A 13,583-nucleotide genomic window follows, 5' to 3' on the forward strand; every position below is an offset into this window, starting at 1 on the left:
CGGCCGCCTTACGGCCGGACGAGTGTAGGCCGATCAGCCCGCCCAAGAACCAATAGGCCAAACAGACGAACTACACCTGATTCCTGATAGACCCGACCAGGTGGACGCCAAAAGACGGATCAGACTACCTGTGCCAGGTGGTGCCGAGCGAGGGCCCGAGGATGAGGACGGGTGCGTCGTCCGGACCGTCGATCCGGTACTGCAGGGCCTTCGGGGGCATCTGCGTCTGCGTCTCACTCACCCGCTCCACAGTAGCGAGCGGAGGCACGTGTTCCGGATCAGGGTGTCGCGGTCGAGACGACAAACACCATGGGCGAGGACGGATCGGTCAGATCGGCGGTGATGTCCTGGGAAGGCCGGGGATCGGGCTGCTTGTGCCTGGTCGCGGCCCAGTCCGCCTCGGGTCCGAAGACCCAGCCGACCGTCTCGGCGTCGCGTTCGCCGATGCTGATCTCGCCGGTCTTCAGATGGGCGCGGCTGGTACCGACGCTCGTGAGGAAGGTGTCGAGCCCGGCGGCCGTGGTGCGGAACTTGACGTACAGCCGGCTGGACTTCCAGTTGCTGGTCTCGTAGTACGCGACCTCGGTGGACTTCGTGGGGATCGGCACCTCGAAGACACGGCGCTTCGTCTTGGAGGGCCAGCTGTCGCGCAGTCCGGTGGCCGAGGACTCCGCCTCCTTGTCCCGGCCGCTGTCGCGGCTCTGCTCCGCGGAAATCACCAGGTAGCCGGCCGGGACGCCGATGAGCAGCACGATGACGATCGCGGTCAGCCAGCGTCGGCGGATCATATGGCGCCGGTCCTCGGGCGGACGTACGGGCTCGTCCACGGGCGGGGACTGTCGGGGCACGGTCACAAGGGGTCCTGGGGGGTGGTGCGGGTGGTGTTGCCGGTGTCGCCGTTGCCTCCGGGGTTACGGAGGGCCTGGGCGTACCGCTCGTATCTCTCGTAGCGCTCGACCCGGCGCCGATTGGCGCGCCGGAACCGCCGGGCGACGAGCCGGGCGAGGTCGGCCGCGCCGACCATACCGGCCTCGGGGCCGAGCTGTGCCTTCGCGATCCGGGCCTCCGGCCGGTAGCCGCGGCCGGTGAGATGGCGGCGGAAGGCGTCCCGGGCGGGGCCGATCAGCAGATCGTCGGCGGCACTGACCCCGCCGCCGATGACGAAGCAGGACGGATCGAGGGCTGCCGCGAGATTGGCGATGCCGACGCCGAGCCACTGGCCGATGTCCTGGAGCAGCTCGACGCACATGGCGTCGCCCTCACGGGCCAGCTCGGTGATCAGCGGGCCGGTGATGTCCGGGATGTTGCCCTTGACCCGCTCGATGATGTTGTACGCGACCGGCGAGTCGGCGGCGGCCAGCTCGCGGGCCTCGCGGACCAGGGCGTTTCCGGAGCTGTACTGCTCCCAGCAGCCGCGGTTGCCGCAGGGGCAGCGGTGCCCGCCCGGCACGACCTGCATATGGCCGAATTCACCGGCGACGCCGTACTTGCCGCGCTTGACCTGCCCGTCCTCCAGGATCGCGCCGCCGATGCCGGTGCCGAGCGTGATCATGACCAGATGGTCCTCGCCGCGGCCCGCGCCGAAGCGCCACTCGGCCCAGGCGGCGGTGTTGGCGTCGTTGTCGACCATGACGGGGACGGCGAGACGGTTCTGCAGCGAGTCGCGCAGCGGTTCGTTGCGCCAGGCCAGATGCGGCGCGAAGAGGACCTTGGAGCGGTCGGCGTCGACCCAGCCGGCCGCGCCGATGCCCACGGCGTGCACATCGTGCCGGTCGGAGAGGTCCAGGACCAGCTCGACGATGGTGTCCTCGACGACCTTGGGGCTCTTGGACTTGTCGGGTGTCTCGGTGCGGACCTTCTCCAGGATGATGCCGTCGGCGTCGACGACACCGGCCATCACCTTCGTACCGCCGATGTCGATGCCCACGGTCGGCACGCGGGGGGCGGTGAGGTGCGAGCGCCGCTCACGGGTGCCGACGGTCCGCAGTACGGTGGCGCGGGCGGAGCCCCGGTGTGCGAAGTCGCGGTACGTGCTCAAGGCGTCCCTGCGGGATGTGGAGGGCGGTCCGGATCACCGGAGGCGGACGGCGCCCGCCGTGCTCGATTGTGCCATCCGGGCAGCCCCGCGGGCCTGCGCGGCCGCGGGGCGGGCGTCCCGGAGGCTTCTCCCGCGGGGCGGGCGTCCCGAGGGCTGTGGCCGCCCTCACGCCGGGGCGGTGCCGGACCCGCCCCCGATGCCCTGAGGGTCGGGGGTCAGCGCCGTCGCCCGAAGGGCGGGGTCGGTGAAGGACCGCTCCACCGATTCGTCCAGGAGCTTCAGCTCCGTGCGCACGGCGGCCAGATGCGGCTCGGGCAGGGTGTCGAGGAGGCCGTTCAGCAGGGCCCGGAGCCGTCGGCAGACCTGCGTGGAGGTCGCGCCGTACTGGCGGATCTCGGTGAGGGCCAGCTGGAGGAAGTCCTCCCAGGCCCGGCCGGCGACCACCAGCCGGGGCAGACCGCGGCGGTCGTAGAGGGTGTAGCGGCGGCGCAGCGACGCCGCGCCGAGGGTGTGCAGGAGCGCCTCGATGTGGTTCAGCACCTGGACGGCTGTCGTGGGGTCGTTCACGGCCGGCGAGAGCGCTCTGATCGCGACGTCGACGAGGATGCGCAGGGCGAAGGCGGGGTCCTGTTCGATGGTCCGTTCGACGCCCAGGGCGACGAGCCCGGTCAGCTGCCGGGGGTCCGGCGGCGACGCGCCGTGGACCTCCATCAGCGTGGCGCCGGGGGGTACGGAGTCGCCCACCCGCTGGGTGAGCACGATCACGCAGTCGCGCCGCTCGGCGACGGCTCTCAGCCGCCCTGCGTTCAAGCCCTGGATCGTGCCGCCCTGCTCGCTGCGGACCGGGGTCACCGGGCCGCCGGGCAGCGGTCCGGGCGGGGCCCCGGCCCGGAGCGTTCCGCCGGCGGCCAGGGTCTCCCCCCGGGCGATCAGCCGTCGTCCCGCCCGTGACACCAGGTCGGCGATGGCCACGGGTCTGAGATTGTGGATGAACCGGTTGAGATAGATCAGGAGGAGCAGCAGACTCGCGGCGACGCCCGCTCCCGCCAGGGTGACACCGAGATCGGGCACGAAGTCCGTCTCGATGCGGCGCAGCAGCGAGAAGGCGAAGGCGAACGTTCCGGCGAAGGTGGCGAGCACCGCCTTCTGCAGCCGGTCCCGGTACCACAGACGCATGTAGCGCGGTGACAGCGTTCCGGTGGCCTGCTGGACGACGAGGACGCCGATGGTCACGACGAACCCGAGGAGAGCGACCATCGCGCCGACGATCGAACTGAGCACGCTGCTCGCGGTCGATGCGGAGTACTCCCACTCCAGCGGCACCTTCACTCTGGTGTCGAGCCACACCGTGGCGTCCGCGAGGAGGAAGCCGAGAATAATGCCGAGCAGCGGAACGATCCACAGACTTGCCATGGCGTACTGCCTCAGCCGGAAGGCCGTCGCCCAGGACATCATCGCTCGCGCCCCCGGGTTGTCAGCTGGTGCTTTCTCCTCCACCGTAGGGCCGCTTCCCGATGTACACGAATCATCCAGAAACTCCCGAAGAGCCCGAAATGCATTGACTGTCTAAGCTGATGGAGTGGCACGGGCCGCCTGGCCGGGGCGAAAGGGGTTCGCGATGAACGATTACCCGCTCGACTACCCCCTCATCGAGGACCACGGTCTCATCGGTGATCTGCAGACCGCAGCGCTCGTGACCACGCACGGCACCATCGACTGGTTCTGCTGTCCACGGTTCGATTCGCCGAGCATTTTCGGTGCGCTGCTGGACCGCAGCAAGGGCGGGTACTTCAGGGTCGCACCGGCGGACAAGACGTACACCAGCAAGCAGTTGTACCTGCCCGACACACCGGTCCTCGTCACCCGCTTCATGACCGAGGCCGGAGCCGGGGAGGTCCTCGACTTCATGCCGGTGACGGGCACGACGGCGACGAATCGCCATCGACTGGTCCGTCTGCTGCGATGCGTCCGCGGCAGCATCACCTTCGACGTCGACATCGTTCCGCGGTTCGACTACGGCCGCGCCCCGCACGAACTGCATGTCACCGAGAACGGGGCGGTGTTCGTCGCGGACGGCATGGAGCTGACCCTCCACGCCATCCGCGAGCCCGAGGACGTACGGCTCGTCACCGACGTCACCAGCGACCGTGACGTGCACGTCAAGCTGACCCTGGAAGCCGGTCAGGAGCGGGGAATCGTCATCGAGTCCTTCGCCGACGGCCCGCCGCGGGAGATCGGGCACGCCGAGTTCCAGCAGCTCTTCGACCACACGGTCCGGTACTGGCGCGACTGGCTCGCCCAGTCCCGCTACTCCGGCCGCTGGCGGGAGGCGGTGGAGCGCTCGGCCATCACGCTGAAGCTGATGACGTACGCGCCGAGCGGCGCGCTCGTGGCGGCGCCGACCGCCGGACTGCCCGAGCAGTTGGGCGGCGAGCGGAACTGGGACTACCGGTTCACCTGGATCCGCGATGCCTCCTTCTCCGTCTACGCCCTGCTGGGGCTCGGATTCACCGAAGAGGCGACCGCGTTCATGGTCTGGCTGCACGACCGGGTCCAGGAGACGGCGGGCAGCGCCGGCGGCACCGGGCCGCTCAACATCATGTACCGCGTCGACGGCTCCTCCGACCTGGTCGAGGAGACCCTCGGCCACTGGGAGGGCTATCAGGGCTCCAGCCCCGTACGCATCGGCAACGGCGCGGCCGACCAGCTCCAGCTCGACATCTACGGCGAGGCGATGGACAGCATCTACTTCGCCCACGAACGCGGTCTTCAGACGGGCTACCGAGCGTGGAAGTCGTTGCACACCATCGTCGACTGGCTCTGTGACAACTGGGACCAGGCGGAGGAGGGCCTGTGGGAGACCCGCGGCGGGCGCCAGGACTTCACCTACGGCCGGGTGATGTCCTGGGTCGCCTTCGACCGGGCGCTGCGGCTGGCCGCCGCGAGCGGCCGGCCGGCCGCTCACGGGCGCTGGAGCGGTGAGCGGGACAAGATCTACCAACAGGTCTATGACCGCGGCTGGGACGCCAAGCGCAAGGCGTTCGTACAGCACTACGGCAGCGAGGTGCTCGACTCGTCACTGCTGCGGATGTCCACCGTGGGCTTCATCACCCCGAACGATCCGATGTGGACCTCGACCCTGAACGCGATGGACCGGGAGCTGGTGTCCGACAGTCTGGTCTACCGCTACAACCCGGAGGCCTCACCCGACGGTCTGCGCGGCTCCGAAGGCACCTTCTCCCTGTGCACGTTCATCTACGTCGACGCCCTCGCGCGGGCGGGGAGGCTGGACCAGTCGCGGCTCGTGCTGGAGAAGATGCTGACGTACGCCAATCATCTGGGCCTGTACTCCGAGGAGATCGACCTGACCGGACGCCAGCTCGGCAACTTCCCGCAGGCCTTCACCCATCTCGCCTTCATCGATACGGCCCTCACCCTGGACGCGGCCCTGAACCGGGCACGCGGAAGAACCTCGCCGGCTGCGCCCACCGACGCGGCGTGAGCTGCCGGCGGTTCCTCCCGTCCGCTCACGACTCACTTGTCCCGGCCGTCCCGGGACCGAGGAGTACGGCCCTGTCGGCCGTGCCCGGGACGGGTGCCCCGGCCTCGGTGACGGGGTCGAGGCGCCCGTCGCCCCGTACCACGAACAGCAGGTCGTGCCCCGGCGGCGGGGCGTCGCCCGGCGCCCCGAGCACGAAGCGCGCGCCCTGCTCGTAGCGGGCGGCCAGGGTGTGCCGGACGAGGTCCCGCCCGAAGAGGATGTCCCGGCCGGTGCGGGTGGCGACGGCACCGGGGCTGTCCTCCGGGGGAGCGACCCGGTACACCGGGCCGTCGACGCTGTCGCGCACCACGACCGAGACCAGGGCGTTGAAGTCGTCGTCGTCGGTGAGCAGCAGGAGCGCGGTGACCCCTTCGAGCCGCGCCCCGGGGTCGGTGACGGTCGCCAGGAGTTCGCCCGGGGCCGTTTCGATGCCGGCCTGCCTGATGCGCTCGCGCTGTTCGTCGGACCCCGCCCACATCAGCACGTCGAGCCCGGCGGAGTGCAGACAGCGCCCGAGATCGATGACCCAGGGCTCACCGCCCACCAGAAGCGGCCTGGTGCGCGCCGACCGGACGACCCCGAGCCGCCCGGCGACCGGCCCGGCGGTCAGCCCGTACAGCAGGACCGTTCCGACGATGACCAGGAACGTGATCGGAAGGATCTCGGACGCACCGGCCAGCCCCTTGTCGGCCAGGTCGGCGGAGAAGGTCGAGGCAGTGGCGGCGGCCACGATGCCGCGCGGGGCCATCCAGCCGATGAACGCCCGCTCCCCTCCGGACAGTCCCGCCCTGTGAGTGGAGAGCCAGGCGATGAGCGGCCGTACCGCCAGGACGAGCAGGGCGATGAGCCCTGCGGCGGGCAGGAGGACGGGAGTCACGGACGACGGAGGGACGCCGGCCGAGATGGAGATGAACAGCAGACCGATGATCAGCTGGACCAGGGCCTCGAAGAAGGGCCGCCGGGCGGGCAGTTCGAGGCCGGGGAGGTTGGCGACCGCCGTTCCGGCGACGATCGCGGCGATGAGGCCCGTGTCGTCACGCAGGACGTCGCAGCCCGCAGACACCGCGACGACGGTGGCCAGTTGGGCCAGTGTGCCCAGTGTTTCGCCGAGCCGGAGGACGTGCAGGGCGAACCACAGGAGCGCGGCCCCCACCACGCCGCCCGCCAGGCCGATGACCGTGCTGACGATGAACTCGCCGAACCGGAAGCCCTGGCCCACCTGGAAGCCGCCGGCCAGGATCCCGTGGAAGACGAGCGCCCCGAGGATGCCGCCCACCGGGTCGATCAGCGATCCCTCCCAGACCAGGATGCGCCTCACCCGCTCCGATGGCCGGACGTGTTCGAGGAGCGGACCCACGACGGTCGGTCCCGACACGACGAGAATCACGCCGAGCATCGTGGCCGCGGCGAGCGGGACGCCGAACAGCGCGGGGCCGGCGGCCATGACCGCCCCCGAGGTGATCAGCACCCCCAGCAGCAGCAGTCGGAGCACCACCGATCGGGTACCGCCCCTGAGATGACGCAGATCGAGGTCGAGGCCCGCGTCGTAAAGGATCAACGCCACGGAGAGGGAGACCAAGGACGAGAAGTTCGGCCCGATCAGCTCGTCCGGGTGGATGACGTCGGTCAGGGCACCCGCGGTGAAGCCGGCCGGCAGGAGCACGATCAGGGCGGGAATGCGCAGCCGGCTCGCCAGGATCTGCGAGCCGACGGCGAGCAGCACGGTCAGTGCGATGCCCAGCAGGAACTCGTCGGGGGTCAGCACGGCTTGTCCCGTCAGTCTCCGTCGGCCGGGCTTCCGGGCCCGCTCTCCCGCAGGTCCGCGTCGGTGAGGGATTCCAGCTCGCCGTGGGTGTCCAGCCAGTAGAGCAGGAAGACGGCGGGGAGGACGAGGATCGCCGCGACGAGTGTGACGAATGCGAGCCAGGTCAGCGACGTGGGGTCGCCCGCGGCCTCGGAGACGGTCAGGGACGTCGGGATGAGGTACGGGCGCTGGGCGAGCCCCCAGGCGATGACGGCCGCCGCGACGACGCCGACCGCCGCGGCACGGGACCACATCCCGTCGGCCCGCAGCAACAGCCAGGCGGTGGCAAGGGCGCACACGGCGGCCACGATGACGAAGGCGAGGCCCGCGCCATGGGTGAGTCCGTGCCAGACATGGGGGGCGTCGCCGCGGGTGACGGCGAGCGCGCACAGGCCGAGCAGCGCCACGACCGCGAGGGCGGCGAGGGCGCGGCGCCGGAAGTAGCCGACGAGATCGGGTGCGTCGAAGCGTGCGGCGTCGGAGGTGAGGAACACCGCTCCGAGGAAGGCGGTGGCGGCGACGGTGACGAGCCCGAAGAGGACGGCGGTGGGGTTGGCCCAGGCGTCCGCCGAGGCGCCGGTGCCCGGCGCCACCCGTCCGGAGGCGATACCGCCGACGGCCGCGCCGAGGAAGAACGGGGTGAGCAGCGAGGCGATGGCGAACACCGCGCCGTAGACACGTCGTCGGGCCAGCCGCCGGGCGGGCTTGCGCAGCGCGAACCCTGCGCCGCGCAGGACCAGGCCGACAGCGGCGAGGGCCAGCGGCAGCCACATCGCCGAGAAGACCGTCTCGAACAGGACGGGGAACCCGGTCCACATGATGATGAAGATGAAGATCAGCCAGACGTTGTTGACCTCCCAGACGGGTGCCATGGCGTGGTCGATCAGCCGCCGGGGCCGCTTTCCGCGCTCCGCGCCACCGGCGAACAGGTCCCAGAAACCGGCTCCGTAGTCGGTGCCGCCGGCGCAGGCGTACGCGGCCACCGCGAGCAGCAGTACGAAGGCGATGATGCTCGCAGTCGTCATGACGGGCCGTCCTTACCCGGTCCTGGCCGTCCGGCGGCCCGGGCTGCCGGCTCCTCGCCGGACGAGGGCCGGGAGCGCGGGCCGTAGGGGGTGTCGGTCTCCGGCCCCTCGGCCGGCTGCCCGGCGTCGGCGAGCCGCCAGCGGGTCCGCATCTTCAGCAGCACCGCGAGCAACGAGCCGAAGATGAAGACGTACACGACGATCACCAGGCCGAACATGATCCAGAGGCTGCTGGATCTGGTCGCCGTCACCGCTTCGGCGACCCGCATGTTCTGGTAGACGATCCAGGGCTGCCGTCCCACTTCGGTCGCGATCCAGCCGCATTCGACGGCGACGACCGAGGCGACTCCGGCGCATGCCGCGCCGCGGTAGAACCAGCGGGATTCGGGGAGCCGCTGGGGTTCGGGGAGCTTGCGCCGTCGCCACCACACGAAGCCGTACCAGAGGGCGAGAAGCACCAGCAGGGAGCCGATGACGACCATGATGTCGAAGGCCCAGTGGGCGATGGTCGCCTGGGTGGCCGTCGGGCGGTCGGACGCCGGGACGGACGTGAGTCCCGTGACCTTGGTGTCGGCCCTGAATCCGGCCAGGATGGAGTCGAGTTGGGGGATCTTGATGCCGCCGGAGATGGTGCCGTCCGGGTGGAGGCGGCCGAACAGGTACTCCGGCACATGGGTGTCGGTCTCCCAGACGATCTCCATCGCGGCGAACTTCACGGGCTGCTTGTGGAAGACGGAGCGGGCGATGGAGTCGCCGAGCATGAACTGGACCGGGGTGAACACGGCGGCGAGCGTGAAGGGGACGGTGAATCCGAGCCGGTGGTAGCGGTCCCTGCGGCCCCGGAGCCGGCCGACCGCGTAGACGCCCGCGACGACGTATCCGGCCGTCACGAGCATCGCCACGACGAAGTGCCAGTACTGCGGCCCGAACATCGGGGTGAAGATCGCTTTCCAGATGTCGACGTCGACGGGGTTGCCGGCGGAGTCGAGCGTGAAGCCCTGGGGGGTGTTCATCCATGAGTTGGCCGCGAGGATGCCGAACGCCCCGAGCAGCGCGGCCGCGGGCAGCGGCAGGCCGAGCAGGAAGTGGGTCCGCGGCTTCAGCCTGCGCCAGCCGTAGAGGTAGATCGCGATGAGGACGGCTTCGAGGAAGAACGCCCAGGCCTCGACGCCGAATCCGATGCCGAAGACATCACCCCACTTGCCCATCAGGCCCGGCCAGAGCAGACCGAACTCGAAGGAGAGGACCGTGCCGGTCACCACTCCGACGGCGAACTGGATCGCCATGACCGCCGACCAGCGGCGGGCGAGGAGCAGGGCGACGGGATCGCTCCTGCGCAGTCCGCGATAGTGCATGATCAGGGTGATCAGCGGAAACGCCACCCCCATCGGCACCAGGATGATGTGGGAGGCCAGGGTGAACGCCATGAGCTCCCTGGCCGGGAGCATCTGGGCGGGTGCGTCCGCCAGGAGGTGGGCGTCCGCGAGCAGGTGGACCGGGTTGTGCATGCGTGCCTTCGGTGGTCGGGCCCTTCGGTACGGGCGCGCGTCATCCGCCCGTGGCGAATCCGGGGAAGAGCGTCATGCCTCCGTCCACGAAGAGGGTGACGCCCACCACGTAGTCCATGAGGTCCGAGGCAAGGACGACGGCGGCCTGGGCGATGTCCTCGGGCTCTCCGACGCGGGCGTACGGAATGAGCCGCAGCAGGTCCTTCTCGGCTTCGGGGGTGTCCCAGGCGCTCGTGTTGATCGGGGTCTTGATGGCACCCGGCCCGATCGCGTTCACCCTGATCTTCTTCGGGGCGAGTTCCTGGGCCAGCGTCTCCATCATCATCTGTACGCCGCCCTTGGAGGAGGCGTAGTTGACGTGGCCCGCCCAGGGGATGACCTGGTGGACCGAACTCATGCAGATGATCTTCCCGGCGGAGCGTGACACCTCGGGGACGACACCGCGCCGCAGGAACTCCTTGGTCGCCTCCCGGGCGCAGAGGAACTGGCCGGTGAGGTTGACGTCGATGACCTTCTGCCACTGGGCGAGCGTCATCTCGGTGACCGGGGCGTCGCGCTGGAGACCCGCGTTGGCCACCATGATGTCGATCGTCCCGAACTCCTTGACCATCCGGTCGACCATGCCGACGACCTGGTCCTCCTGCGACACATCCGCCTCGTAGGCGGCGGCGCGCACCCCGAGGGCCTGGATCTCCTCGACGACCTGTTCGGCGGCTTCCTTGCCGGCCACATAGTTCACGACCACATCGGCACCCGCCCGGCCCAGGCCGATCGCCGTCGCCTTGCCGATACCGGAGTTGGCTCCGGTCACCAGCGCTTTCTGTCCCTTCAGCAGCGGTGGGATCGCGGGCTGTGCCGCACCGGCGTGGGTGTTCACGATGCCTCCTGGATACGTACCGGGGCCCCGGGCCGCCGCGGCAGCGATCGGTCCCGCGCGCCACGGAACCACCCGCAGGCGGAGGCGGACGGCCCAGCCCACGCGCGTTGGGCCGTTGGGTGGTCGATGTTCCCCCGGTCGGGTCAGCCGCGCAGACGTTCCACGATGTGGTCCCCGACGCGGAGGGCGTTGGCGATGGCGGTCAAGGACGGGTTGACCGCCCCGATGCTCGGGAAGAAGCTCGTGTCGACGACGTAGAGGTTGTCGAGGTCATGGGCCTTGCAGTTGACGTCCAGGGCCGAGCTGCGCGGGTCGTTGCCGAAGCGCACGGTGCCGGCCTGGTGGGCGGTCGCGCCGATGGGCATGCCCTTGTGCAGGTAGATGCTGTGCGACAGCAGATGGTGCTCCTGCATGCCCAGGTGGCCCAGCATGCTCTGCAGCTTGTGCCGCAGCTTGTTCAGCCCGGTGATGTTGTTCTTCTCGTCGAGGGCCAGATGGATGCCGCCTTCCTGGTCCAGGGTGACCCGGTTCTCCGGATCGGGAAGGTCCTCTCCGCACAGCCAGAAGTCGACGGCGTGGTGGGCGAGCACCTCGAAGGGCATGTCCGGTGTCACGGCCCCGGCCCAGCGCGGGGCTTCGCCGTGGATCTGCTCGGCGTCCGACTTGCCGAGCATCTGGATGCCGCCGAGCGGATAGTCCCAGTCGTCGGCTCCGAAGTACCAGTCGTTCAGGGCGAGGGTCTTCTGGAACTGGGTGTTGTTGGGCTCCTTGGACACGGCCATGAGCGCCAGGTTGTTGTGCCGCATGTAGTGCCGGCCGACGACGTCCGAGCTGTTGGCCAGTCCGTTCGGATGCCGGTCGTTGGCCGATGCCAGCAACAGGACCGCGGAGTTGACGGCGCCGCACGCGACGACGACGACATCGGCGGAGAAGCGGGCCGGTGATCCGTCACCGTCGCTGCCGCCGAGCTGGGCGACGACAGTGCTGACGCTGCGTCCGGTGGGGTCGGTCTCCAGGCGGACCACATGGGCGTTGGTGATCAAATCGACATTGGGGTGCTCCAGTGCCGGTTCGACACAGATCACCTGTGCGTCGGACTTGCCGCGCACCAGGCAGGGGAAGCCGTCGACCCGGTTGCAGCGGATGCAGGCGCTGGAGTGGGTGGCCCGGCCCTGGTCGTCCTGCTGCAGATTGACCCCGATGGGCAGATGGAAGGGGTGCAGCCCGCGCTTTTCGAGGTCGTCGCTCAACTGCTGGATGCGCGGCTCGTGTTCGACCGGCGGGTACGCGTACTGCTCGCTCGCCGGGCCCTCACAGGGATCCTCCCCGTGCCGGCCGTGTACGAGATAGAGGCGCTCGGCCTGGGTGTAGTAGGGCTCCAGGTCGTCGTAGCGGATCGGCCAGGCGGGGGACATGCCGCCGTGGTGGCGCAGCTCGCCGAAGTCCTGCGGGCGCAGCCGGAACAGGGCGGCGCCGTAGAACTTGGTGTTGCCGCCGACGTAGTAGTTGACCTCGGGCGGGAAGCTGTTGCCGTGCTTGTCGAACCAGAACTCGGGGGCGCGGTACTTGCCCTTGACGAAGACGGCCGTGGAGTCCCAGTTGTCCCGCTCGCGGGGCAGGTAGTCGCCGCGTTCGAGCAGGAGTACGCGTTTGCCCGATGGGGCGATGCGGTGGGCGAGCGTACCCCCGCCCGCGCCGGTGCCGATGATGATGACGTCGTAGTAGGGGGAATCGCTCATCACAGCCACATCCTCGCGGTTCTGGCCTATAGACCGAACATAACCGAACATATCGGTGGAACTGGGGCACTGCGACCGGGCCGCCGTTTGCGCATTGCGGCCTGCGCTGCACGGCCCGCGCTGTGCGGCACCGTCACAGCACGGCGATCGGGTTCACCGGGGACCCGGTGGCCGCCGGGAGCCGCAGCGGCGCGACCACACAGAGGAAACTCCAGCGGCCCTCCTGTTCACAGGCCGGGGCCAGCTCCTCGAACTGCAGATAGTCCATGAGGTGCAGCCCCATCGCATGAATGGTCAGTACGTGGACGGGGAAGGCGACTCCTTCCACTCCGCTCGGGGCCGTGTCGTTGTTGCCGTCGCCACCCAGCACCGCGACGCGCCGTTCGGCCAGGAACTCCACCGCCTCCGGATGCAGACCGGCCCGGGCCTCCGCGGCCTTCCAGGGCCCGGTCTCCCGGCGCCGGCGCCGATGGCCCACGCGGACGAGGAGCAGATCCCCCGCACCGACGTGCACGTCCTGACCGGTCTCGGCCGCGACCAGGTCGTCCGCCGTGACATGGTCGCCGGGCTCCAGCCAGGGCACGCCTCGCAGCCGGGGGATGTCCAGGAGCACCCCGCGGCCCACGATGCCGTCCCGGACGACGTCGACGGACAGAGCCGTGGCGCCGTCGGGAGTCACGCTGCTCGCCGGTACGCCGTTGTAGAGCTCGCCGTCATACATGACATGGCACAGTGCGTCGAGATGGCTGTCCGCGTCCCCGTGCACGTTCATGGCGAACCGGTCACGGGCGAAGAACAGCCCGGCCGCGCCGATGTCGCGCGGGTCGGGGCCGGTCATCCGGTGGGCCGCGGGGTCCGGATTGTCCGGGCCGGGCCGGGTCTCCACAGGTGCGGCGAGGGACACCGTTCGCCCGGATCTCACCTCGGCGGCCGCAGCCACCACCCGTTCCGGGGTGAGGTGGTTCAGCGCGCCGAGCCGGTCGTCCGGGCCGTGCTGTGCCTCCGCCCGCAGCCGCGCGTACAGGGCCCGGAACGCCTCTGGCGTCATGCG

At 70.0% G+C, this 13,583-nt stretch carries 10 protein-coding genes; 1 reads left to right on the forward strand and 9 read right to left on the reverse strand.

The window, feature by feature from the left end:
* Positions 1–278: 278 nt before the first annotated feature.
* From ACWGI8_RS08365 to ACWGI8_RS08375, 3 genes are all read right to left on the reverse strand, one after another.
* A complete protein-coding gene (locus ACWGI8_RS08365) occupies positions 279–788 on the reverse strand; it encodes a hypothetical protein (protein ID WP_453659358.1) in 510 nt (169 codons plus the stop codon).
* A gap of 62 nt (positions 789–850) precedes the next feature.
* On the reverse strand, positions 851–2,038 hold the full coding sequence (locus ACWGI8_RS08370) for an ROK family glucokinase (protein WP_453659335.1): 1,188 nt from the start codon (positions 2,036–2,038) through the stop codon (positions 851–853).
* A 165-nt stretch (positions 2,039–2,203) separates the two neighbouring features.
* A complete protein-coding gene (locus ACWGI8_RS08375; RefSeq protein WP_453659336.1) occupies positions 2,204–3,451 on the reverse strand; it encodes a DUF2254 domain-containing protein in 1,248 nt (415 codons plus the stop codon).
* Between the two features lie 205 nt (positions 3,452–3,656).
* On the opposite strand from ACWGI8_RS08375, the gene ACWGI8_RS08380 reads away from it, so the two are divergent.
* Positions 3,657–5,540 (forward strand): glycoside hydrolase family 15 protein, encoded by a 1,884-nt coding sequence (locus ACWGI8_RS08380; RefSeq protein ID WP_453659337.1) that lies wholly within the window; start codon positions 3,657–3,659, stop codon positions 5,538–5,540.
* Between the two features lie 25 nt (positions 5,541–5,565).
* Here the strand turns inward: ACWGI8_RS08380 and ACWGI8_RS08385 are convergent, their stop codons facing one another.
* The 6 genes from ACWGI8_RS08385 to ACWGI8_RS08410 all read right to left on the reverse strand — a co-directional run bounded on the left by ACWGI8_RS08385 (position 5,566) and on the right by ACWGI8_RS08410 (position 13,580).
* The gene (locus tag ACWGI8_RS08385; RefSeq protein ID WP_453659359.1) at positions 5,566–7,341 is read right to left on the reverse strand and encodes a cation:proton antiporter; all 1,776 of its coding nucleotides are present in this window, start codon (positions 7,339–7,341) and stop codon (positions 5,566–5,568) included.
* Between the two features lie 14 nt (positions 7,342–7,355).
* Positions 7,356–8,408 carry a cytochrome d ubiquinol oxidase subunit II gene (locus ACWGI8_RS08390; RefSeq protein WP_453659338.1) on the reverse strand — a complete coding sequence of 351 codons (1,053 nt, stop codon included), beginning with the start codon at positions 8,406–8,408 and terminating at the stop codon, positions 7,356–7,358.
* Positions 8,405–9,916 (reverse strand): cytochrome ubiquinol oxidase subunit I, encoded by a 1,512-nt coding sequence (locus tag ACWGI8_RS08395; RefSeq protein ID WP_453659339.1) that lies wholly within the window; start codon positions 9,914–9,916, stop codon positions 8,405–8,407. Before ACWGI8_RS08395 ends, ACWGI8_RS08390 begins: the two co-directional genes overlap by 4 nt.
* Positions 9,917–9,956: 40 nt before the next feature.
* Positions 9,957–10,751: an SDR family oxidoreductase gene (locus ACWGI8_RS08400; RefSeq protein ID WP_453659360.1), complete on the reverse strand. Its 795-nt coding sequence runs from the start codon at positions 10,749–10,751 to the stop codon at positions 9,957–9,959.
* A gap of 185 nt (positions 10,752–10,936) precedes the next feature.
* A complete protein-coding gene (locus ACWGI8_RS08405; protein WP_453659340.1) occupies positions 10,937–12,532 on the reverse strand; it encodes a GMC oxidoreductase in 1,596 nt (531 codons plus the stop codon).
* 133 nt (positions 12,533–12,665) lie between these two features.
* On the reverse strand, positions 12,666–13,580 hold the full coding sequence (locus ACWGI8_RS08410) for a cyclase family protein (protein ID WP_453659341.1): 915 nt from the start codon (positions 13,578–13,580) through the stop codon (positions 12,666–12,668).
* Between the last annotated feature and the right edge of the window lie 3 nt (positions 13,581–13,583).

The sequence above is a fragment of the Streptomyces sp. NPDC054841 genome (genome assembly GCF_053611045.1).

Coding starts and splice junctions, on each gene's coding strand:
- ACWGI8_RS08365 (WP_453659358.1), bottom strand. CDS start 788: ATGATCCGCCGACGCTGGCTGACCGCGATCGTCATCGTGCTGCTCATC.
- ACWGI8_RS08375 (WP_453659336.1), bottom strand. CDS start 3,451: ATGGCAAGTCTGTGGATCGTTCCGCTGCTCGGCATTATTCTCGGCTTC.
- ACWGI8_RS08380 (WP_453659337.1), top strand. CDS start 3,657: ATGAACGATTACCCGCTCGACTACCCCCTCATCGAGGACCACGGTCTC.
- ACWGI8_RS08390 (WP_453659338.1), bottom strand. CDS start 8,408: ATGACGACTGCGAGCATCATCGCCTTCGTACTGCTGCTCGCGGTGGCC.
- ACWGI8_RS08395 (WP_453659339.1), bottom strand. CDS start 9,916: ATGCACAACCCGGTCCACCTGCTCGCGGACGCCCACCTCCTGGCGGAC.
- ACWGI8_RS08405 (WP_453659340.1), bottom strand. CDS start 12,532: ATGAGCGATTCCCCCTACTACGACGTCATCATCATCGGCACCGGCGCG.
- ACWGI8_RS08410 (WP_453659341.1), bottom strand. CDS start 13,580: ATGACGCCAGAGGCGTTCCGGGCCCTGTACGCGCGGCTGCGGGCGGAG.